Origin of the sequence: Streptomyces litmocidini (genome assembly GCF_014649755.1) — a bacterium.
GTDB classification, from domain to species: Bacteria; Actinomycetota; Actinomycetes; order Streptomycetales; family Streptomycetaceae; genus Streptomyces; species Streptomyces litmocidini.
This window is the reverse complement of the sequence record NZ_BMTQ01000001.1, coordinates 375,232-396,507: the sequence shown is the minus strand read 5'-3', so window position 1 is coordinate 396,507 and position 21,276 is coordinate 375,232. Positions and strand designations below refer to the sequence as shown.

The following is a 21,276-nucleotide window of genomic DNA, read 5'->3' as shown; positions in this document are numbered from 1 at the left end:
CCCGGTGACGTTCCGTACGGACGTGTTCGATTCGCCCGTTATGCTGGAGCGTCCCTCGTCCGTGCCGAACCCCTGGAGTACCGCGTCGTGCGCATCGATCTGCACACCCACTCCACGGCCTCCGACGGTACGGACTCCCCGGCCGAGCTCGTCCGGAACGCCGCCGCGGCCGGTCTCGACGTCGTCGCGCTCACGGACCACGACACCACCCGGGGCCACGCCGAGGCGATCGCGGCCCTGCCCGAGGGGCTGACCCTCGTCACCGGTGCCGAGCTGTCCTGCCGGATGGACGGCATCGGGCTGCACATGCTCGCGTACCTCTTCGACCCCGAGGAGCCGGCGCTCCTCGCCGAGCGCGAACTCGTCCGCGACGACCGGGTGCCGCGCGCCCGCGGCATGGTCGCCAAGCTCCAGGAGCTCGGCGTCCCCGTCACCTGGGAGCGGGTCGCCCGGATCGCCGGGGACGGCTCCGTGGGCCGCCCGCACGTCGCGGAGGCGCTCGTCGAGCTCGGGGTCGTACCGGACGTGTCCGGCGCGTTCACGCCCGAGTGGCTCGCCGACGGCGGCCGGGCGTACGTCGAGAAGCACGAGCTGGACCCGGTCGACGCGATCCGCCTCGTCAAGGCGGCCGGCGGCGTCACCGTCTTCGCGCACCCGCTCGCGGTCAAGCGCGGCCAGGTGCTGCCGGAGGCCTCGGTGGCCCGGCTGGCCGAGGCCGGTCTCGACGGCATCGAGGTCGACCACATGGACCACGACGAGGCGACGCGGGCGCGGCTGCGCGGACTCGCGAAGGAGCTCGGGCTGCTGACCACGGGCTCCAGCGACTACCACGGCAGCCGCAAGACCTGCCGCCTCGGCGAGTACACCACCGACCCCGAGATCTACGGCGAGATCACCCGCCGCGCCGCGGGCGCCTTCCCCGTCCCGGGCGCGGGCGGACCCGCCGCCTGAGGCCACTCCGGCGGGCCGGGGCCGTGCGGCCCCGCCCCCGGACTTCCAGGAGCTCCGCGAGGCTTCCGCCTCCCCGGTCGCCGGGGGACTCGTTCCCCCCGGTCGTCCGGGGGTGCGTCATCCGGCCCGTCGGCCGGGGCCCCGCTCTCCGGCCGGGTCCTGTCGGCCGCGTCCGGTGCGGGCGCGGGCGTCCGTCCCGGTCCGGCTCCGCGGCCCTTCTCCTTCCCGGTCCGCCCCCGTACGGCTCCGCGTCGTGCGCGGGGTGGCGCTCCTCCTGCCCTTTCGCCGGAACCTCATATTCCGCTCCGTAGGGGCACACCCCACCGTTCCACCTCTCCCGCAAGGCACCCCACCGTGTTCGACGTCGCCGTCTTCGGCTCGCTGTTCCTCACCCTCTTCGTCATCATGGATCCCCCCGGGATCACCCCGATCTTCCTCGCCCTCACCTCCGGACGCGCCGCCAAGGTGCAGCGCCGGATGGCCTGGCAGGCCGTCGCCGTCGCCTTCGGCGTCATCACCGTCTTCGGTCTGCTGGGCCAGCAGATCCTGGACTACCTGCACGTCTCCGTCCCCGCCCTGATGATCGCGGGCGGTCTCCTGCTGCTGCTCATCGCGCTCGACCTGCTCACCGGCAAGACCGACGAGCCCAAGCAGACCAAGGACGTCAACGTCGCCCTCGTCCCGCTGGGCATGCCCCTGCTCGCCGGGCCGGGCGCGATCGTCTCGGTCATCCTCGCCGTGCAGAACGCCGACGGCGTGGCCTCGCAGGTCTCCGTCTGGACCGCCATCGCCGCCATGCACGTCGTGCTCTGGCTGACCATGCGGTACTCGCTGCTGATCATCCGCGTCATCAAGGACGGCGGCGTCGTCCTGGTGACCCGCCTCGCCGGCATGATGCTCTCCGCCATCGCGGTGCAGCAGATCATCAACGGCGTCACCCAGGTGATCCAGAACGCCTGAGCCGGCAGCCGGGGGAGCCCGGACACCACTGCGCCCCCGTACGGATTCCGCTCTTGCGAAGTCCGTGCGGGGGCGCGGTGCGTGGGGTGGACCCGACCTGTTACGAGGCCGAGGTCTCGGCGGGGCGGATCCAGATGCGCTGGCCCACCGAGGCGGCCTGCTGCACGATCCGATTGACGGAGGCGGCGTCCACGACGGTCCGGTCGACGGGCGTGCCGTCGATGTCGTCGAGTCGCAGGATTTCGAAGCGCACGGGCTTCTCCCTTCGTCTGAGTTGATCCTCCTGGTGGAGAACTGCGTTACGTACGGGTCCAACGGCGTGCGTCCTGCAAACATTCCTTACGCTAAGGAAAATTTTCGGATTGCTAACTACCCGCAGGTAGGGAGTGTGGCGGCCGGTCCCGGAGCGGCGGAGAATGAGCCCCGTATGAACGACGCAGACACCCCCCGGCCGACCGAGGCCCACACCGACACCGATGCCCGACTACGCGCGCTGGACACCCGTCTGGAGCGCACCAATGAGCTCCTGCAGCGGATGCTGGCCGAGGTGGCCAAGACCCCCTCCACCCACGCCATCTTCGTCGACGCAGGTTACGTCCATGCTGCGGCCGGGTTGCTGGTGACGGGCACCGAGGACCGGCGCTCCTTCGACCTCGACGCCGAGGGCCTCATCGACGCCTTCATCGACAAGGCCCGCACGATCTTCGCGGACAGCCGCCTCCTCCGCGTGTACTGGTACGACGGCGCCCGCCGCCGCATCCACACCCCCGAGCAGCAGGCCATCGCCGAACTCCCCGACGTCAAGGTCCGCCTCGGCAACCTCAACGCCAGCAACCAGCAGAAGGGCGTCGACTCCCTCATCCGCACCGACCTGGAGTCCCTCGCCCGCCACCGCGCCATCAGCGACGCCGCCCTCGTCGGCGGCGACGAGGACCTCGTCTCGGCCGTCGAGGCCGCCCAGGGCTACGGCGCCCGCGTCCACCTCTGGGGCATCGAGGCCGCCGAGGGACGCAACCAGGCCGAGGCGCTCCTCTGGGAGGTCGACAGCCAGCGCACCTTCGATCTGGACTTCTGCCGCCCGTACGTCACGCGCCGCCCCGTCACCACGTACGAGAACGAGGGCGAGCCGCCGCCCTCCCGCGAGGAGGTGCGCTTCGTCGGCGCCCAGATCGCCGCCGCCTGGCTCGCCGAACGCGGCCGGGACCGGCTCGCCGAGCTCCTGCCGGGCGCGCCCTACCTGCCCGGAACGGTCGACCAGGACCTGCTCGTCGAGGCGGAACGCCTGCTCAGCCGCTCCCTGCGCGGCCACGCCGCGCTCCGCCGCTCCCTGCGCGACGGCTTCTGGCAGCACCTCAAGGCGCAGTACTGATCCTCGCCGGGCTGCTCGCCCGCTCCCAGAAGCCCGTGAGGCGGTCCGTCAGCTCCTGGGGGTGCGACACGTTGGGGGAGTGCCCGGCGCCCGCCACCACCGTGTGGTGCGCCCCGGTCCGGGCCGCCGCCGCCGACAGGTCCGCCGGGGCCCAGACCATCTCGTCCGCCCCGTACGCGAAGTGCAGCGGCACGCGCAGCGCCGCCAGCTCCTCCGTACCGTCCCGACGGTCCAGCAACAGCCTTCCCGCGCCCGCCAGTTGGGCGATGCGGGTGCGCATCCAGCGCCGCCGCAGGAAGCCCGCCAGCTCCGGCGTGTCACCCGTGGCCGGCTCGTCGCCCCGGCTGTCCAGCCAGCACATGGCCTGCCACACCCGCTCCTTCGGCAGCACCGCGAGCGCGGCGCGCAGCACCCGCACCCGGATCCGCTGCGGCCGGGCCACCCGGCCGGGGCCCGAGGAGAGCAGGGTGAGCGAACGGAAGGCGCCCGGCGCGAGGGAGGCCGCCGCGCGGGCCACCAGGCCCCCGAAGGAGTGGCCGACCAGATGCACGGGGCCGTCCCCGAGCGCCGCCGCCTGGGCCACCGCGTCGAGCGCGAGCGCCCTGCGGCGGTAGGCGGCCCGGCCCCGGGGACCCGGCGTGTCGTTCTGGCCGCGCCCGTCCACGGCCACCGCCCGGTACCCGGCCTCGCTCAGCGGACCCAGCAGCGCGAGGAAGTCCTCCTTGCTGCCGGTGTACCCGGGCAGCAGCAGCACCGTGCCCCGCCGCTCGCCCGCCGGCGCCGTGTCGAGCGCCGCGAACCGACCGCGCGCGGTCTCGAGGTGCCGGGCACGGGTGCGGGGAGGCAGGACGAGGGAACGGGGCTTGCTCATGTCTGGACTGTAACGGGGAGAGCGGGAGACGGCCGAGCGGCCCGCCCCCTGGTGGGGACGGGCCGCTCGGGACCGGCGACGGGGTCTCAGCCCTCGGGCTGGGCCGCCGCCTTCTTCGTGGTGCGGCGGCGCGGGGCGGCCTTCTTCGGGGCCTCCTCCGTCACCGTCTCCTCGACGGCCGCGGCCTTCTTGGCCGTGCGGCGACGGGCCGGGGCCTTCGGCTCGGTCTTCGGCGCGGAGGCCTCGGGAGCCTCGGCCACGACCGCCTTCTTGGTCGTGCGGCGACGGGGGGCCTTGGGGGCCTCCTCGGCCGGCGGGGCCTCGACGGTCTCGGCGACCGGCTCGGCCACGGCCTTCTTCGTGGTGCGGCGGCGCGGGGCGGCCTTCTTCGGGGCCTCCTCCTTCGCCTCCTCCTGCCGGGGAGCCTCCTGCGCGAGGGTCTCCTGCTGGGGGGCCTCCGCCACGACGGGCTCGGCGACGGCGACCGGGGCGGTCGTCGAAGCGACGACGATGACCTCGGCGGGCGCCCCGGAGACGGGGGACCCGGCGGGCCGGCGGGCCGCACGGCGGCGGCGCGGCGCGGGCTCCTCCGCGACCGGGGTCTCGGCGACGGGCTCGGCCACCGGGGCCTCGGCCACCGGCGCCTCGGCGGTCACCGGCGAACCGGCGGGCCGACGGGCGGTACGGCGGCGGCGCGGGCCGGGAACCTCGGCGACCGGGGTCTCGGCGACGGGGGCCTCGACGACCGGGGTCTCGGCGACGGGCGCCTCGACGACCGGCTCGGCCGCCGGCTCCGCGACGGCCTTCTTGGCCGTGCGGCGGCGGGGGGCCTTCTTCGGCTCCTCGGCCTTCGGCTCCTCGACGACCGGAGCGGCCGTGACGACCGGCGCCTCGGACCGCTGGGCCATGAGGGCGACCGCGGCGGTCTCGGGCGTCTGGAACGACACGGTCTCCTCGACCGGACGCGCCACCCGGGCACGGCGGCGGCGCGGGGCCGGAGCCGGCTCCGCGGCCACGGGCGCCCGGTCGGCCGGGGTGGCCGTCACGGCCTCCGGACGGGCGGCACGGGCACGGCGGCGGGGGGCCTTCGGCTCCTCGACGGCCGGGGCCTCCGCGACGGGCGCCTCGGCGGCCGGGGCCTTCACGGGCGCCTCGGCGGGGGCCGGGGTCTCGGAGACGGGCGCCTTGACGGGAGCCGGGGTCTCGGAGACGGGCGTCTTGACGGAAGCCGGGATCTCGGCGGCGGCCGGGGCCTCGGCGGCCTGCGCCTCGGCGGCCGGAGCCGTCGTGACCGCCTGGGCCGCGACCGGCACGCCCCCGGTGGCGGCACGGGTGCGACGGCGGCGGCGCGGGGTGCGCGGTCCGGCCTCGGCGCGGGCCTCGTCCGCCACGGCCTCGACGGCCGGAGCCGCCGCCGGGGCGTCGTCGAGCTCGCTGCCGCCGCGGGTGCGGCGACGCTGGCGCGGGGTCCGCGTGCGGGCCGGGGGCTCCTCGGTCCGCTCGGCGGCCTTCGGGCCGCGGCCACGGCGACCGCCGGGCTCGCCCAGGTCCTCCAGCTCCTCCGCGCCCAGACCCGCGCGGGTCCGCTCGGCGCGGGGCAGGATGCCCTTGGTGCCCGCCGGGATGTCCAGGTCCTCGAAGAGGTGCGGGGACGAGGAGTACGTCTCGACCGGGTCGTGGAAGTCCAGGCCGAGCGCCTTGTTGATGAGCTGCCAGCGCGGGATGTCGTCCCAGTCGACCAGCGTCACCGCCGTGCCCTTGGCACCGGCGCGGCCGGTGCGGCCCACGCGGTGGAGGAAGGTCTTCTCGTCCTCGGGGGACTGGTAGTTGATGACGTGGGTGACGCCCTCGACGTCGATGCCGCGGGCGGCGACGTCGGTGCAGACGAGCACGTCGACCTTGCCGTTGCGGAAGGCGCGCAGCGCCTGCTCGCGGGCGCCCTGGCCGAGGTCGCCATGGACGGCGCCGGAGGCGAAGCCGCGCCGCTCCAGCTGCTCGGCGATGTCGGCCGCCGTGCGCTTCGTGCGGCAGAAGATCATCGCGAGCCCGCGGCCGTTGGCCTGCAGGATGCGGGAGACCATCTCCGGCTTGTCCATGTTGTGCGCGCGGTAGACGTGCTGCTTGATGTTGGCGACGGTCACGCCCTCGCCGTCGGGCGAGGTGGCGCGGATGTGCGTCGGCTGCGCCATGTAGCGGCGGGCCAGGCCGATGACCGCGCCCGGCATGGTCGCCGAGAACAGCATCGTCTGGCGCTTGGCCGGAAGCATGTTCATGATCTTCTCGACGTCGGGCAGGAAGCCCAGGTCGAGCATCTCGTCGGCCTCGTCGAGGACGAGGACCTTCACGTGCGAGAGGTCGAGCTTGCGCTGGCCGGCGAGGTCGAGCAGACGGCCGGGGGTGCCGACGACGACGTCGACGCCCTTCTGCAGCGCCTCGACCTGCGGCTCGTACGCCCGGCCGCCGTAGATGGCGAGCACGCGGACGTTGCGCACCTTGCCGGCGGTGAGCAGGTCGTTGGTGACCTGCTGGCACAGCTCGCGTGTGGGGACGACGACGAGCGCCTGCGGGGCGTCGGTCAGCTGCTCGGGCTTCGCCCGGCCGGCCTCGACGTCCATGGGGACGGTGACGCGCTCCAGGATGGGGAGGCCGAAACCGAGGGTCTTGCCCGTGCCGGTCTTCGCCTGGCCGATGACGTCGGTGCCGGTGAGGGCGACCGGGAGGGTCATCTCCTGGATGGGGAAGGGGGTGACGATGCCGACGGCCTCCAGGGCTTCGGCCGTTTCGGGGAGGATTCCGAGGTCTCGGAAAGTCGTAGTCAGGGTGCTGCCTCTTCTGTGAGACGCGGTGCGAGGCGAACGAAGGGGGTCGTACCGTGCCGGGATCTTCCGGGGGGATCGGGGGAGATCACCGCCGGGTGGCGCGGGACCACTGCCGTCGCTCGAGCGTCGTACCGCTGAGGGTGACCCTTCCGCGGGTCCGCCGGAAGGGCTGTCGGGCCGGAGCCGATCGGGCCACCGACCGGGCATCCTCATTCATGAGTCGGCCCACCGGATACGTCCGAACGTGCGAAAGCATGTCCGCATACTCAGCAGGCGCCTTACCACTGTACCCCGGATTCGCGCATGTGTGTCGGGAGAAAACGTGATGAGGGCACGGTCACACCGACTGACCAGGGCACACCGACTGACCAGGGCCTTCCCGGGCCGCGCGGGCGGGCTATTGTGCGCTCCATGGAGACGCCTGACAACGCCACGCCCACCGGGATCGCAGCCAAGGACTGGGCGGAGGCTTCCGCCGAGCCGCAGTACCGCGCCGCCGTGATCGACCTCCTCGGCGCCCTCGCCTACGGAGAGCTCGCGGCCTTCGAGCGGCTCGCCGAGGACGCCAAGCTGGCGCCGACCCTCGCGGACAAGGCGGAGCTGGCGAAGATGGCCTCGGCCGAGTTCCAGCACTTCGAGCGGCTGCGGGACCGCCTCGCCGCCGTCGACGCCGAGCCGACCTCGGCCATGGAGCCCTTCGCGAAGGCGCTCGACGACTTCCACCGCCTGACCGCTCCCTCGGACTGGCTGGAGGGCCTGGTCAAGGCGTACGTGGGCGACTCGATCGCCAGCGACTTCTACCGGGAGGTCGCGGCCCGCCTCGACTCCGACACGCGCGACCTCGTCCTCGCGGTGCTCGACGACACCGGTCACGGCAACTTCGCGGTGGAGAAGGTCCGCGCGGCGATCGACGCCGACCCGCGCGTCGGCGGCCGGCTCGCGCTCTGGGCGCGCCGGCTGATGGGCGAGGCGCTCTCCCAGGCCCAGCGCGTGGTGGCCGAGCGCGACGCGCTCTCGACGATGCTGGTCGGCGGCGTGGCGGACGGCTTCGACCTCGCGGAGGTGGGCCGGATGTTCTCCCGGATCACCGAGGCGCACACCAAGCGCATGGCGGCGCTGGGCCTCGCGGCCTGAGACGCCCCCGGGGGCGCGCCGGTCAGACGGTGGCTGATCGGCGCAGTCTGCGGGAGGCCGGGCGGATCAGCAGCGACAGCAGCACCGCCGCCACGGCCCCCGCGCCGATCAGGGTGGCGAGGAAGTGGCCGGGGCCCAGCGCCCCGTGGGTGACGAGCGCGCCGAAGACACCGCCGAGCGCCCCGGTGACGAGGACGATCGCACGGACGGGGAGGCGGTCGGACAGTCGCTGCGCGGCGACCCAGGCCAGGGCGAAACCGAGCAGGGCGGAGCCGAGGGCTTCCAGGAACACTGCGGATCACCTCGCGAGGGGTGCGGGGCGGGTGGTGCGGTCACAGGCGTCCTACCCCTGGCGTCCGGAACGCAATCCTCCCGTACCCCCTGACGTGGGAGTACGGACGGACGAAGGGCCCGGCGGACCGAAGAGGTCCACCGGGCCCTTCCCGTCGGATCCGGGGCTCAGAGCGCGCCGAAGCCCACGCGACGCACGGTGGGCTCGCCGAGCTCCACGTACGCGATCTTCTCGGCGGGAACGAGGACCTTGCGGCCCTTCTCGTCCGAGAGGCTGAGCAGCTGCGCCTTGCCGGCCAGCGCGTCGGCCACCAGGCGCTCGACCTCCTCGGCGGACTGCCCGCTCTCCAGAACGATCTCCCGGGGCGCGTGCTGCACGCCGATCTTGACCTCCACGGCTATGTCCCTCCGAACGGTCAGCGTTGCGCGAATACCGCGCCGTACGCTGCACACATTAGCCCGGTGAGGCGACCCGTAAGGGTCAGCCGCCGCACGCCAGGAGCGAACAGTGCCCGGGAATCCGGGCGCGCGGGAAGGCCTCAGTGGCCCTCGGCGCTCAGCTGGCCGTCCACAGGGTGCAGCGGGAAGCCCGCGATGCCGCGCCAGGCGAGCGAGGTGAGCAGGCCGACCGCCTTGTCGCGGGGGATGGCCGACTCGCTGGACAGCCAGTAGCGGGCCACGACCTGGGAGACCCCGCCGAGGCCGACGGCGAGCAGCATGGACTCGTCCTTCGACAGGCCGGTGTCCTCGGCGATCACGTCGGAGATGGCCTCCGCGCACTGCAGGCTGACCCGGTCCACGCGCTCGCGCACGGCCGGCTCGTTCGTCAGGTCGGACTCGAAGACGAGCCGGAACGCGCCGCCCTCGTCCTCCACGTACGCGAAGTACGCGTCCATCGTCGCCGCGACCCGGAGCTTGTTGTCCGTGGTGGAGGCCAGCGCCGTGCGCACGGCATGCAGGAGGGCCTCGCAGTGCTGGTCGAGCAGGGCGAGGTAGAGCTCCAGCTTCCCGGGGAAGTGCTGGTACAGCACCGGCTTGCTGACGCCGGCCCGCTCGGCGATGTCGTCCATGGCGGCCGAGTGGTACCCCTGGGCGACGAAGACCTCCTGGGCCGCGCCGAGCAGCTGGTTCCGTCGGGCACGTCGCGGCAGGCGCGTGCCCCGAGGGCGTGCTGCCTCTGTCTGCTCGATGGCGCTCACGCGGCCTCCCAAAAATCGATCCTTGTGCGCTGTCGCGCCGCGCCGCCATCGTACTTTTGGGTAACCCGGCTGTGCGCGGTGCGAACGCAGAATTTCACGGACCGGACGCCCGGGTCGACAGTCGATTCAATATTAAACCGAACAAATCGGCGGGAGCCGTGCGCTCAGCGGTAGTCGTCCTCGTCGAGGGCGACGACGCGCGCCTGTTCGGACGCGTCGGCCTCGTTCGCCGAGTCGCGCTCGACATGGGCGGGCAGTTCGTCCTCGCGCTGCTGCAGTTCGGCGTGCTGCTCGGCGGCATCGGCCTCCGGGGTCTCCTCGTCCAGCACGACGACCTCTTCCTCGATGAACGTGTCCGGCTCGTTGGGATCGACAGTCATGCGGCTCCTTCCGTGTGCGGGGCGCGGAGCTCCCGATGGCCCTCACTCCGAGCCTAGGAGCGAACGCGCCCCGCCGCACACGCACCTGTGACCCCACCCACACACGAGCGCGCGTGATCGTCTCGTAATATTGCGGCCATGTCCTCGACCGAGCTGCCGGAAACCCGGCCCGCCGCCGCCTCGTCCGCGTCGCGGATCCGCGCCGTACGGGTCGCCGAAGGCGAGGAGCTCCGCTCCGTGGCGCTGCCCGGACTCACCCTCACCGTGCGCGCCCGGCCGGGGAACCGCCCCGGTCTGCCGCCCGCGCTGTACGTCCACGGGCTCGGCGGCTCCTCGCAGAACTGGTCCGCCCTCATGCCGCTGCTCGCGGACCACGTCGACGGCGAGGCGGTCGACCTGCCCGGCTTCGGCGACTCCCCGCCGCCCGACGACGGCAACTACTCGGTCACCGGACACGCCCGCGCCGTCATCCGGCTCCTCGACGCCGGTGGGCGCGGACCCGTCCACCTCTTCGGCAACTCGCTGGGCGGCGCCGTCGCCACCCGCGTCGCCGCCGTCCGGCCCGACCTGGTCCGGACCCTCACCCTCGTCTCCCCGGCCCTGCCCGAACTGCGCGCCCAGCGCACCGCCTGGCCCACCGTGCTGCTCGCGGTGCCCGGCGTCGCCTCGTTCTTCGCGAGGCTCACCAAGGACTGGACGGCCGAGCAGCGGGTCAAGGGCGTCCTCGCGCTCTGTTACGGGGACCCCGGCCTGGTCACCGACGAGGGCCTGCGACACGCCGTGGAGGAGATGGAGCGGCGGCTGGAGCTCCCGTACTTCTGGGACGTCATGGCGCGCTCCTCCCGCGGCATCGTCGACGCGTACACCCTCGGCGGGCAGCACGGGCTGTGGCGGCAGGCCGAGCGGGTCCTCGCCCCGACGCTGCTCGTCTACGGCCGGCACGACCGGCTCGTCTCCTACCGGATGGCCCGGAAGGCGGCCGCCGCCTTCCGCGGCTCGCGCCTGCTGACCCTCCCCGACGCGGGGCACGTGGCGATGATGGAGTACCCCGAGACGGTCGCCCAGGCCTTCCGGGACCTGATCGCCGATGACGGCGGGAGCTGATCCGGGGCGTGGGACGACACAGTCGCAAGGACTCCGCGCCCCCGGTGGCCGACACCGGGCAGCAGGCGGGAGCGGGGACGCGGGCGGGAGCGGTCCCGGAGGGGCCGCCGCCCGGCACGGGACGCCGCCGCAGGGAGACGGGCGACGCCGGCCAGGGCGCCACGACGCAGGGGTACGGGACCCCGGCCCACGGCACGCCGGTGTACGGCGCCCCGGCCCAGGGGACCCCGCAGTACGGCGCCCCGGCCCCGGGGACGCCGCAGTACGGGGCCCCGGCCCCGGGGGCATCGCGCCGGGGAGCCCCGGCCCAGGGGGCTCCCCGCCACGGGACCCCCGCGCACGGCACTCCCCGGTCCGGGGCTCCGGCGCAGGGCGGCACGGGGCGCGGTGCGGCCGGGGGGCCGCGGCACGCCACGCCCGCCCACGGGACCCCCGTGCACTCCGGCGCGCCCGGCACTCCGGCGCGCGGTGTCCCCGCCCGCGGGGCGCCCGTACGGGGCGGTCATCCGCAGCACGAGGAGACCTCCGCCCCGCGCCCCGCGACCTACGGCCCCCGTGGCGCCGCCGCCCGGACCGCCGCGCCCGAACAGGAGGGCACCGAGGCGCCGTTCGTCCCCGCGCCGCGCCGGGGAGAGGGCGCCGACGAGAGTCCGGAGCCGGAGGCCCCGGCCTCCCGGAGCGGGCTCGGCCGCGCCTTCACCGGGATCGCGGCCGCCGCCATCGCCACCGTCCTCGCCGTCGTCGTCGCGGGGCAGGTCACGGGCAGGGGCGAGTCCCCGGCCGCCGCCCACGCCGCCGGACGGCCCGACGAGCGGTCCGTGGACGACTCCGCCTCCCGCTCCGAGGAGCGGCCCGTCCCGGCGAAGCCGGTGCCCGCCGTCGCCCCGCCGACGTACGAGCAGCTGATGACCCGCCAGTTCCCGATCGATCCGAAGCTGAAGGGCTCGGGGGAGTTCGAGTCCGTGCCGGGCCTGGCGAAGGCGCCCGGCAAGGGGCGGCTGATCCGCTACCGGGTCGACGTCGAGAAGGGGATCGGCCTCGATCCGAAGCTCTTCGCCGACGCCGTGCAGAGGACCCTCAACGACAAGCGCAGCTGGGCCGGTCGGGGCGAGATGACCTTCGAGCGCATTTCCAGCGGCGAGCCGGAGTTCGTGATCACCCTGGCCAGCCCGGGGACCACCGGTGCCTGGTGCGCGAAGTCCGGGCTCGACACCACCGTCGACAACGTCTCCTGCGACTCGGCCTCGACCCAGCGCGTGATGATCAACGCGTTCCGCTGGGCGCAGGGGTCGGAGACCTTCGGTCCGAAGGCGATGCACGCCTATCGCCAGATGCTCATCAACCACGAGGTCGGACACCGCCTCGGGCACGGGCACGTCAGCTGCCGGACACCGGGCGCGCTGGCCCCCGTGATGCAGCAGCAGACGAAGTCCCTGGACATCGACGGCATCAAGTGCCGACCCAACCCCTGGGTGTATCCGGCGAGTTGACGTTCGGTCCCGCCGCGGGGTGTCCGCATCCCGAGACGTCCGTCTCGGGATGGCGTGCGAGCGCGTGGACATCGCTCACGCGTCCGTTCGTGTTTCTCGGCATGTCGCACCGTCGCGTCGTTTCCGACAGCGCCGCTCTCGAGCCGGCGCTCTTCGGCGTGACCGGACGCACGGTCGCCGACATTCTCCGCAACTGACGCAGCCCGAGCGCTCGTCGGCCCCCCTTTTTCTCGCCGCGCCCGGGTTCCGCATTCCCGCAGGCGCCGTTTCCCCTTTCGGGCCCTTTTCCCGCGCCTGCGGAATTCCCTTTCTCCTTTCCGCGGTCCACCCCGAGAGGTCTCCTTCCGCTGCTCGCCGCCCCGGCGGGAGACCGGGCGCGGCCCCGTCGCCGGAGTGCTCGGCGCGCCCCGGGCCCCGTACGCCCGGCAGCCGCTCGCCGCCGTCCCCTCCCTCGACCCGCTCCTCGCGGCGGAACGCGGGGAACGGCGCCGGGAACTGGCCGTCGCCTGACGCTCCGTGAGCGTTCTGCTCCGTACCGCGACAGAACGCGACCGGGGTGGGAAAGTTACGTGCATTCACCCCTTCCGGTGGTGCGACGGACAACCGTCCGTCGCGCCACCGTTGTCTCCGCTTACGTTCTTCCCGCTGCGAGTCACCGGGCCGACGGTGACCGCCGTCAAGGGAGATCGGGGGTGCACGCGTGCGGATCGGACTGCTCACGGAGGGTGGCTACCCGTACGCCACCGGTGAGTCCGGACGCTGGTGCGAACGGCTCGTGCACGGGCTCGGACAGCACCGGTTCGACCTCTACGTCCTCGGCCCCGCCGGCACCCCGAGGCCCCTGCCGCCCCACGCCCGCGTCGCCCGCGTCGCCGACCCCGGCGGCCCCGACGGAGCCCCGGCGGCCTCCGGGGCGTGGAGCCCCTGCGCGCCCCGCGCCGCCCGCCGGGCCTACGGACGCCGCGAACGGCGCCGCTTCACCGAGGCCTACCACCGGCTCGCCACCGGACTCTGCGCCGAGCACGACGAGGACGAGGGGAACGGCGGGTCCCCCTTCGCCGACGGGCTCTACACCCTCGCCGAGCTCGCCCGCGAGCGCGGCGGACTGCCCGGGGCGCTCCGCTCCGACGACGCCGTGCGCGTCCTGGAGGCCGCCTGCCGCGCGCCCGGCGCACGCCGGGGCGCGGCCGCCGCCGGGCTCCCCGACCACCTCGCCTTCGCCGCACACCTGGAGCGGGCCCTGCGCCCCCTCTCCCTCGACTGGTACGAGGACGACGCGCTCGGCGCAGCCGACCTCTGCCACGCCGCCGCCGGAGGCACCACCGCCCTCCCCGGCCTGCTGGCCAAACGCTTCTTCGGAACCCCGCTGCTCGTCACCGAGTACGGCGTACCGCTGCGCGCCCACTACCTCTCCGCGGCCGGCGCCGACCGGTCCGGCCCCCTGCGCGCCCTCCTCGCCGCCCTCCACGGCCGGCTCGCCGGCGAGACCTACCGGCAGGCCGCCCTCCTCACCCCCGGCAACGCCCACGCCCGCCGCTGGCTGGAGAAGTGCGGCGCCGACCGGGCCCGCATCCGCACCGTCCACCCCGGCATGGCCGCCGAACGCTTCGCCGAGGTCGGCGAGGACGAGGAGAGCGGTGACCCCGCCACCCTCCTCTGGGTCGGCCGCGTCGAACCGGCCAAGGACCTCGTCGGCCTGCTCCACGCCTTCGCCGAGATCCGGGCCCGCCAGCCCGACGCCCGGCTGCGGATCGTCGCCGTGCCCGAGCGCGAACCGTGCGGCGCCGGCTACCTCACGTACTGCAAGGGGCTCGCCGCCCAGCTCTTCCCCGACGAGGCCCCCGGGGCGCACGCCGTCGGCGAGAACCCCGTCACCTTCGAGGAGCTCGGCGGCCCCGAGGCGCCCACCCTGGAGGACACGTACGCCTCCGGCGCGCTCGTCGTCATGTCCAGCCTCGTCGAGGGCTTCCCCGCCCCTCTCGTCGAAGCGATGTTCTGCGCGCGGGCCACCGTCTCCACCGACGTCGGCGCCGTCGTCGAGATCGTCGGCGGCACCGGCCTCGTCGTCCCCCCGCGCAACCCCCGGGCGCTCGCCGACGCCTGCCTCGCGCTGCTCCGCGACCCCGAGCGCCGCCACCGGCTCGGTGCCGCCGCCCGCGCCCGCGCGCTCGAACTCTTCACCGTCGAACAGAACCTCGCCGCGTTCCGCGGCATCTACCTCGAACTCCTCTCCCACGCGCCGGTGCGCCACCGCCCCGGGGACGGCGTCCCCTTCGCCCACCCGGCCGAGGCCCATGTGCCCGGCAGCTGGGCGCCCAAGGCCGTGTCCGCGGGGACGGGAGCCCCCGATGCCTGAAGGAGGCACCCCCATGCGCGGCTCCGCCGCCCCGACGAGCCCCGGAGCCTGGGACGCCCGCTCCGAAGCCCTCCTCGGCACCCCCGCCCTCACCGCGGCCGGCACCCTCGACCTGCGCGCCCCCGCCCCCGAGGACCCCGTCCCCTCCGAGATAGCCCCGCCCCGGGAGGCGACCCCCACGCCGCCCCCGTGCTCCGGCACGGCCTGGGACGCACCGGCCCCGGCGGTGACGGAAGGGCAGGAGCCGCCCTCGGAGGCCGCGGCCCCGACGGACGCACCGGCCCCGACGGCCTCCCACCCGGCCCCGACGGCCCCCGGCCCGGCCCCGGAGCCGGCCGCCCGGCCCGAGCCGGCCGAGCCGACCGAGGGGACCCGCGTCGAGAACCGTCCGGCGGACGGCACCGCCCTCCGCCCCGCACCGGCCGCCGTCGCCGCGGACGGCACCGCCCCCCGCCCCGCACCGGCCGGCACCGCCGCGGACGTCGGCGCGCGGCCCCGGAGCCGCCGGGGACAGGCCGACCCCGTGAAGGTGCTCATGCACCGGCACCGGGAGCTCTGCGAGCGGGCCGTCGATCCGCTGGAGATCGCCGCGGGTCTCGAAGCGCAGGGGTTCACCGACCGGACCGCCGCGCGGTTCCGGCACCGCGACGTGTTCTCGCTCGCCGAGGAGCTGTACGCGCGCGTGCCCCGCGGACCGGAGGGGCCCGCGCCCGTCGTGGAACCGGAGCGGGCCCGGGCGCCCTGGGCGCCGGCCGTCCTCGCCCCCGGCGGCGTCGCCGGACTCACGGCCCTCGGACTCGCCTCCGGTCACGGGCCCGTGCGGCTCGCCGTCGGGGCCGCCGGGGCCCTCGCCCTCGGCGGGGCCCTGCTGCTCGCCGTCAGGCAGGGCCCCTTCCGCGCCCCGGATGGAGGGACCGTCCCCGCCGCCCGGCTCTGGACCCTCTGGCTCCTGGCGTACGCGGTCGGCGGCGACGGACTCCTGGACCAGGTCCTCACGGGCGGCCCCGACGGACCCTGGGAGCTCACCACCGCGCCCCTCCTGGGCCTCGCCCTCGCCGTCGCCCCCGCCGCCTGGGGCGCCCACCTCTTCGCGAGCCGGGCGCGCCGCCGGATCGCCGACAGCCGCGGCCTCGCCGACTTCGCCGCCGCCGTCCGGCCGCTGCTCCTCGGCACCGTGACCCTCCAACTCCTCGCCCTCACCGGCCTGCTCGTCCTCACCGGCTTCAGCTCCGGAGCCCTCGCCCTCGGGGCGCTCCTGCTGCTCGCCCGGCTCCACACCGTCCACGGCCACCCCGAGGCGGCCGCCGCCGTCCTCGCCGCGGCCTGCGCGGGCGAGGTCCTCGCCCTCGCGAGCGTCCTCGCCGCCCGCGTCCCCCTCCCCGGCTTCGACGCGCTCGCCGTCCCGGTGCGCGCCCTCGTCGAAGCCCGGGGCCCCGGAGCCGTACCCACCCTCGTCTGCGGCGCCGCCGCGCTCGGCCTGCTGGCCCACGCGACCGGCGCCCTCGCCCGGGCCTCGGCCCACGCCACCCCGTGAGCACTCCCATGAAGACCCCGCTCACCCGCGGAGCCGACGCCGCGGGCGTGCCCCGTCACCCCTCTCATCACCCCGCAAGGAGAACGAAGATCATGACCCCCCGAACCCATGGACCGGCCGGTCGGCACGTAGGGGCCGCACGATGAGGGTGCTACTGCTCGGAGCCAACGGCTTCATCGGACGCTTCGTCGCCGACCGGCTGCTCGCCGACCCGGCCGTCCACCTCACCGCGCTCGGCCGGGGCGACGACGCCGACGTGCGCTTCGACCTCGCCTCCGGCAGCCCCGGCGCGCTCACCCGCTTCCTGGACGCCGTCCACCCCGGGGTCGTCGTCAACTGCGCCGGAGCCACCCGGGGCGGCGCCCGCGAACTGACCCGGCACAACACCGTCGCCGTCGCCACCGTCTGCGAGGCCCTGCGCCGCAGCGGCTGCGGGGCCCGGCTCGTCCAGGTCGGCTGCGCCTCGGAGTACGGGCCGAGCCAGCCCGGCTCCTCCACGGCCGAGGACGCGATCCCGCGCCCCGGCGGCCCGTACGGCGTGTCCAAGCTCGCCGCGACGGAACTCGTCCTCGGCTCCGGACTCGACGCCGTCGTCCTGCGGGTCTTCTCCCCGGTCGGCCCCGGCACGCCGGCCGGCTCCCCGCTCGGCCGCCTCGCCGAGGCGATGCGCCGCGCCATGCAGGCCGGGGACGGCGAGCTCAAGCTCAGCGGCCTCGGCGTGCAGCGGGACTTCGTCGACGTGCGGGACGTGGCGCGGGCCGTCCACGCCGCCTCCCTCTCCGCCGCCCAGGGCGTGGTCAACATCGGCACCGGCCGCGCCGTCAAGCTCCGGGACGCCGCCGCCGTCCTCGCCCGGGTCGCCGGCTACTCCGGCAACCTGCACGAGCTGGACGCCCCGCACGGGATCCCGCAGCGCCCGATGATCGGCGCCCCCCGCACCGAGGGGACCATCGCCGACCAGCTGGCCTCCGCCCCGTACCCGTATCCCGACGGCTGCGGGCCCTGGCAGCAGGCCGACGTCCGCACCGCCCGCGACCGGCTCGGCTGGCGGCCCCGGATCAACCTGGAGGAGTCCCTCGCCGACATCTGGATGGAGGCGGCGTGTCGCATCTGACGGGGACCACGGCCACCGGGGCCGTCCAGGCGCTCGGCTTCGGCGTCCCGGGCTACGCCCACCCCCTGCTCGCCCCCGTCGAGTGGGCCGAGCTGACCCGTCCCGGGACGCCCCTGCACTGGGCGGTGCTCAACGTGGCGGAGGGCCCCGGGAGCCGCCCCGACCCGCACTGCCTGGAGGCGGCCGGGAAGCTGCGGAACACCGGGGTGAAGGTGCTCGGGCACCTGGACCTGGCGTACGGCTCCCGGCCCTTCGGGGAGCTCGTCTCGGACGCCCACCGCTTCCTCGACTGGTACCGGGTCGACGGCTTCTACCTGGACCGGGCCCCCGCCGACCGGGCGGACCTGGCGGGGACGCGGCGGCTCACCGCCGCCCTGGAGGCCGTCCTCGGCGGCGAGGCCCACCTCGTCCTCGGTCACGGCACCCACCCCCATCCGGGGTACGCCGAGGCCGCCGACCAGCTGGTGACCTTCACCGGTTCCTGGGTGGACTACCGCTGGTCGCAGGTGGCGGAGTGGACCGCCGAGTACACGGAGGCCAAGTTCGTCCACCTCGTCCACGGGGTGCCGCGCACCCACCTGGACGAGGCCCTGCGGATCGCCCGCTGGCAGGGAGCGGGAACGATCTTCTTCACGGACCGCGCGTGGCGGCCGGGGCAAAGCGCCCCATTTCAATCGCTGCCCGGCTACTGGGACGAAATCGTCTCGCGGATCGGAACGGGTGTCTCGGAATGAGAAGGGGCGTGGCAGTGTTACGGGGAGAACAACCGTACTGACATACCGACCATCGGAGACTCCGTGTCGCTGCCACCCCTGGTCGAGCCGGCTTCCGAGCTCACCGTAGACGAGGTCCGCAGGTACTCCCGCCACCTGATCATCCCGGACGTCGGGATGGACGGGCAGAAGCGGCTGAAGAACGCCAAGGTGCTCTGTGTGGGCGCCGGCGGTCTCGGTTCCCCGGCCCTGATGTACCTGGCCGCCGCCGGCGTGGGCACGCTCGGCATCGTGGAGTTCGACGAGGTCGACGAGTCGAACCTCCAGCGCCAGATCATCCACAGCCAGGCCGACATCGGCCGCTCCAAGGCCGAGTCGGCGCGCGACAGCGTGCTCGGCATCAACCCGTACGTGAACGTGATCCTTCACGAGGAGCGGCTCGAGGCCGAGAACGTGATGGACATCTTCGGTCAGTACGACCTGATCGTCGACGGCACCGACAACTTCGCCACCCGGTACCTGGTGAACGACGCCTGCGTGCTGCTGAACAAGCCGTACGTCTGGGGCTCGATCTACCGCTTCGACGGCCAGGCGTCGGTCTTCTGGTCCGAGTACGGCCCCTGCTACCGCTGCCTCTACCCGGAGCCCCCGCCGCCGGGCATGGTCCCGTCCTGCGCCGAGGGCGGCGTCCTGGGCGTGCTCTGCGCGTCCATCGGCTCCATCCAGGTCACCGAGGCCATCAAGGTCCTGGCCGGCGTGGGCGACCCGCTGGTCGGCCGTCTGATGATCTACGACGCCCTGGAGATGCAGTACCGCCAGGTCAAGGTCCGCAAGGACCCCAACTGCGCGGTCTGCGGCGAGAACCCGACCGTCACCGAGCTCATCGACTACGAGGCCTTCTGCGGCGTCGTGTCCGAGGAGGCCCAGGAGGCGGCGCTCGGCTCGACGATCACTCCGAAGCAGCTCAAGGAGTGGATCGACGCGGACGAGAAGATCGACATCATCGACGTCCGCGAGCCGAACGAGTACGAGATCGTCTCGATCCCGGGCGCGCGGCTGATCCCGAAGAACGAGTTCCTGATGGGCAACGCCCTCCAGGACCTCCCGCAGGACCGGCGGATCGTCCTGCACTGCAAGACGGGCGTCCGCAGTGCGGAAGTCCTCGCGGTCCTCAAGTCCGCGGGCTTCGCGGACGCGGTCCACGTCGGCGGCGGCGTGATCGGCTGGGTCCACCAGATCGAGCCCGAGAAGCCGGTCTACTAGGACGTGCCCGCCACGGAAGGCCCCGGACCCGCGTCGGCGGTTCCGGGGCCTTCCGCGCGCCCGGGACCGCCGCCTCTTCGCGCGTCCGGGGCCGTCACTTCTTGCAGACCGTGCCCGAGGTCGGGACCTTGCCCGCCAGCAGGTAGTCGTCCACCGCCTTCTTCACGCACGCGCTGCCGCCGTTGTACGCGCCGTGGCCCTCGCCCTCGTACGTCAGCTCCACCCCGACGCCCTCGCCGAGCGCCTTCACCATGGCCCGGGCGCCCTCGTACGGCGTGGCCGGGTCGCCGGTGTTCCCGACGACCAGGATCGGCGCCGAGCCCGGCGCGGACACGTCCGGGTGTTCCCACCCTCCCGGCACCGGCCAGTTCGAGCAGCTCGCCAGCGCCCAGCCCATGAAGTCGCCGAAGACGGGAGAGGCCTCGCGGAACTGGCCGAGCCGCTCCTTCGCCTGCCCGAGGGTGTAGCGCTCCTTGAAGTCCACGCAGTTGATGGCCGCGTTCGCGGCCTGGATGTTGCTGTACGAGCCGTTCTCGCCGCGCCCGTTCATCGAGTCGGACAGGGAGAGGAGCAGCCCCCCGTCGCCGCCGTCGGCCGCGTCGAGCCCCTGCTCCAGATACGGCCAGAACTCCTTCGAGTACAGGGCCTGCGCGATGCCGTTGGTGGCCTGCGTCTGGGTCAGCTTCCGGTTGCCGATCCCGGTGATCGGCTTCTTGTCGAGGTCCGCGAGGAGGTCCGTGATCCCCTTCTCGATCTCGGCGACGCTGCCGCCCGGCAGCGCGCACTCGTCGCCGCGGTCCACGCAGGCCTGGGCGAAGTTGTCCAGCGCGAGCTGGAAGCCCTTCGTCTGGCCGAGCGCCCCCTCCTCGACGCCCGCGTCCGGGTCGACGACCCCGTCGAAGACGGCCCGGCCCACGTTCCCGGGGAACATGTGGGCGTAGACGCCGCCGAGTTCGGTGCCGTACGAGATGCCGAAGTAGTGCAGCTTCTCGTCGCCGAGGACCTGGCGCATCAGGTCCATGTCCCGGGCCGCGTTCTCCGTGCCGACGTGCGGCAGGGCCGCGCCCGCGTCCCGCTCGCAGCCCTTCGCGTACCGCTTCTGCGCGTCGGACAGCGTCCGCTCCTCGGCGGTGTCGTCGGGCGTGAAGTCCAGGGCGTAGTAGGCGTCGAGCTCCTTGTCGGTGGCGCACTCGACGGGGTCGCTGCGGCCGACCCCGCGCGGGTCGAAGGAGACCAGGTCGTAGCGGCCGCGCAGGGTCTCGTAGTCGCCGGCGAAACCGGGCAGGCCGGTGACTCCGGAGCCGCCCGGCCCGCCGAAGTTGAAGACGAGCGAGCCGATCCGCCGGGCGCTGTCCTTCGCCCTGGCCCGGATGAGGGCCAGCTCGATCCTGTCGCCGTCCGGCGCCGACCAGTCGAGCGGCGTCTGGAGGAAGGAGCACTCCCAGACGGTGCCCCCGGGCAGCGGTGAGGGCGACGGCCCGCCGCCCTCGGCTGCCGACGGTGCCGGGCAGGGCGCCCAGGACAGCTTCTGCGCCGTCAGCGCCGCGAGCCCGCTCGCGGTGGCGGACGCCTTCACCGGGTCCGTCGCCCCGTCTCCCCCGTCCGAGCAGCCGGCGGCGACCAGCACGGTGGCGGCGGTGAGCAGAGCGGCGCGGTGGGCGGCGGAGATCGGCATAGGCCCATCGTGGGCCGCCGCCCGCGCCCCCGCGCGGGACGGGGGTCCAAGCG

19 protein-coding genes are annotated in these 21,276 nt (G+C 74.4%); 11 read left to right on the top strand and 8 right to left on the bottom strand.

The features are described from left to right. Positions 1-87 precede the first annotated feature (87 nt). Positions 88-951: a PHP domain-containing protein gene (locus IE180_RS01735; RefSeq protein WP_190154920.1), complete on the top strand. Its 864-nt coding sequence runs from the start codon at positions 88-90 to the stop codon at positions 949-951. A 354-nt stretch (positions 952-1,305) separates the two neighbouring features. After that, positions 1,306-1,911, top strand: coding sequence for a MarC family protein (locus tag IE180_RS01730; protein ID WP_190154919.1), 606 nt, complete (start codon positions 1,306-1,308; stop codon positions 1,909-1,911). A 100-nt stretch (positions 1,912-2,011) separates the two neighbouring features. On the opposite strand, the gene IE180_RS01725 is transcribed toward IE180_RS01730, so the two are convergent. Further along, positions 2,012-2,164 (bottom strand): DUF8834 family protein, encoded by a 153-nt coding sequence (locus tag IE180_RS01725; RefSeq protein ID WP_190154918.1) that lies wholly within the window; start codon positions 2,162-2,164, stop codon positions 2,012-2,014. A gap of 174 nt (positions 2,165-2,338) precedes the next feature. On the opposite strand from IE180_RS01725, the gene IE180_RS01720 reads away from it, so the two are divergent. After that, on the top strand, positions 2,339-3,280 hold the full coding sequence (locus IE180_RS01720; protein WP_373302638.1) for an NYN domain-containing protein: 942 nt from the start codon (positions 2,339-2,341) through the stop codon (positions 3,278-3,280). On the opposite strand, the gene IE180_RS01715 is transcribed toward IE180_RS01720, so the two are convergent. Both IE180_RS01715 and IE180_RS01710 read right to left on the bottom strand, forming a co-directional pair. After that, entirely contained in the window at positions 3,264-4,151 is an 888-nt protein-coding gene (locus IE180_RS01715) for an alpha/beta fold hydrolase (protein ID WP_190154917.1), read from the bottom strand. The genes IE180_RS01720 and IE180_RS01715 overlap by 17 nt on opposite strands. Before the next feature lie 86 nt (positions 4,152-4,237). Beyond that, a complete protein-coding gene (locus IE180_RS01710) occupies positions 4,238-6,877 on the bottom strand; it encodes a DEAD/DEAH box helicase (RefSeq protein ID WP_308434342.1) in 2,640 nt (879 codons plus the stop codon). A 504-nt stretch (positions 6,878-7,381) separates the two neighbouring features. Here IE180_RS01710 and IE180_RS01705 point away from each other — a divergent pair. Continuing rightward, complete coding sequence (locus IE180_RS01705; protein WP_190154916.1) at positions 7,382-8,104, top strand: ferritin-like fold-containing protein; 723 nt, start codon at positions 7,382-7,384, stop codon at positions 8,102-8,104. Between the two features lie 22 nt (positions 8,105-8,126). On the opposite strand, the gene IE180_RS01700 is transcribed toward IE180_RS01705, so the two are convergent. From IE180_RS01700 to IE180_RS01685, 4 genes are all read right to left on the bottom strand, one after another. Beyond that, on the bottom strand, positions 8,127-8,396 hold the full coding sequence (locus IE180_RS01700) for a hypothetical protein (RefSeq protein ID WP_190154915.1): 270 nt from the start codon (positions 8,394-8,396) through the stop codon (positions 8,127-8,129). A 167-nt stretch (positions 8,397-8,563) separates the two neighbouring features. Next, positions 8,564-8,791 carry a DUF3107 domain-containing protein gene (locus IE180_RS01695; RefSeq protein ID WP_190154914.1) on the bottom strand — a complete coding sequence of 76 codons (228 nt, stop codon included), beginning with the start codon at positions 8,789-8,791 and terminating at the stop codon, positions 8,564-8,566. Between the two features lie 143 nt (positions 8,792-8,934). Next, positions 8,935-9,594 (bottom strand): TetR/AcrR family transcriptional regulator, encoded by a 660-nt coding sequence (locus IE180_RS01690; RefSeq protein WP_190154913.1) that lies wholly within the window; start codon positions 9,592-9,594, stop codon positions 8,935-8,937. 164 nt (positions 9,595-9,758) lie between these two features. After that, complete coding sequence (locus IE180_RS01685; RefSeq protein WP_190154912.1) at positions 9,759-9,974, bottom strand: Rv3202a family protein; 216 nt, start codon at positions 9,972-9,974, stop codon at positions 9,759-9,761. 138 nt (positions 9,975-10,112) lie between these two features. Between IE180_RS01685 and IE180_RS01680 the strand changes: the two genes are divergently transcribed. From IE180_RS01680 to moeZ, 7 genes are all read left to right on the top strand, one after another. Beyond that, positions 10,113-11,078 (top strand): alpha/beta fold hydrolase, encoded by a 966-nt coding sequence (locus tag IE180_RS01680; RefSeq protein WP_190154911.1) that lies wholly within the window; start codon positions 10,113-10,115, stop codon positions 11,076-11,078. A gap of 8 nt (positions 11,079-11,086) precedes the next feature. Beyond that, entirely contained in the window at positions 11,087-12,568 is a 1,482-nt protein-coding gene (locus IE180_RS01675; RefSeq protein ID WP_190154910.1) for a DUF3152 domain-containing protein, read from the top strand. 700 nt (positions 12,569-13,268) lie between these two features. Then, a complete protein-coding gene (locus tag IE180_RS01670; RefSeq protein WP_190154909.1) occupies positions 13,269-14,924 on the top strand; it encodes a glycosyltransferase in 1,656 nt (551 codons plus the stop codon). 13 nt (positions 14,925-14,937) lie between these two features. After that, complete coding sequence (locus tag IE180_RS01665; protein ID WP_373302637.1) at positions 14,938-16,458, top strand: hypothetical protein; 1,521 nt, start codon at positions 14,938-14,940, stop codon at positions 16,456-16,458. Between the two features lie 142 nt (positions 16,459-16,600). Next, positions 16,601-17,572 carry an NAD-dependent epimerase/dehydratase family protein gene (locus IE180_RS01660; RefSeq protein ID WP_093874194.1) on the top strand — a complete coding sequence of 324 codons (972 nt, stop codon included), beginning with the start codon at positions 16,601-16,603 and terminating at the stop codon, positions 17,570-17,572. Next, positions 17,560-18,306: a spherulation-specific family 4 protein gene (locus IE180_RS01655; RefSeq protein ID WP_190154908.1), complete on the top strand. Its 747-nt coding sequence runs from the start codon at positions 17,560-17,562 to the stop codon at positions 18,304-18,306. Before IE180_RS01660 ends, IE180_RS01655 begins: the two co-directional genes overlap by 13 nt. A gap of 63 nt (positions 18,307-18,369) precedes the next feature. Beyond that, positions 18,370-19,548, top strand: coding sequence for an adenylyltransferase/sulfurtransferase MoeZ (gene moeZ / locus IE180_RS01650; RefSeq protein WP_190154907.1), 1,179 nt, complete (start codon positions 18,370-18,372; stop codon positions 19,546-19,548). 94 nt (positions 19,549-19,642) lie between these two features. Here moeZ and IE180_RS01645 read toward each other — a convergent pair whose 3' ends face one another. After that, positions 19,643-21,223, bottom strand: a complete 1,581-nt coding sequence (locus IE180_RS01645; protein WP_190154906.1) for an alpha/beta hydrolase — start codon at positions 21,221-21,223, stop codon at positions 19,643-19,645. Positions 21,224-21,276: the final 53 nt, after the last annotated feature.

Bases quoted from the DNA above. Each gene is read 5' to 3' on its own strand.
- IE180_RS01665 (WP_373302637.1), top strand. From the start codon at position 14,938: ATGCGCGGCTCCGCCGCCCCGACGAGCCCCGGAGCCTGGGACGCCCGC.
- IE180_RS01685 (WP_190154912.1), bottom strand. From the start codon at position 9,974: ATGACTGTCGATCCCAACGAGCCGGACACGTTCATCGAGGAAGAGGTC.
- IE180_RS01660 (WP_093874194.1), top strand. From the start codon at position 16,601: ATGAGGGTGCTACTGCTCGGAGCCAACGGCTTCATCGGACGCTTCGTC.
- IE180_RS01680 (WP_190154911.1), top strand. From the start codon at position 10,113: ATGTCCTCGACCGAGCTGCCGGAAACCCGGCCCGCCGCCGCCTCGTCC.
- IE180_RS01710 (WP_308434342.1), bottom strand. From the start codon at position 6,877: ATGACCCTCCCGGTCGCCCTCACCGGCACCGACGTCATCGGCCAGGCG.
- IE180_RS01645 (WP_190154906.1), bottom strand. From the start codon at position 21,223: ATGCCGATCTCCGCCGCCCACCGCGCCGCTCTGCTCACCGCCGCCACC.
- IE180_RS01705 (WP_190154916.1), top strand. From the start codon at position 7,382: ATGGAGACGCCTGACAACGCCACGCCCACCGGGATCGCAGCCAAGGAC.
- IE180_RS01720 (WP_373302638.1), top strand. From the start codon at position 2,339: ATGAACGACGCAGACACCCCCCGGCCGACCGAGGCCCACACCGACACC.
- IE180_RS01715 (WP_190154917.1), bottom strand. From the start codon at position 4,151: ATGAGCAAGCCCCGTTCCCTCGTCCTGCCTCCCCGCACCCGTGCCCGG.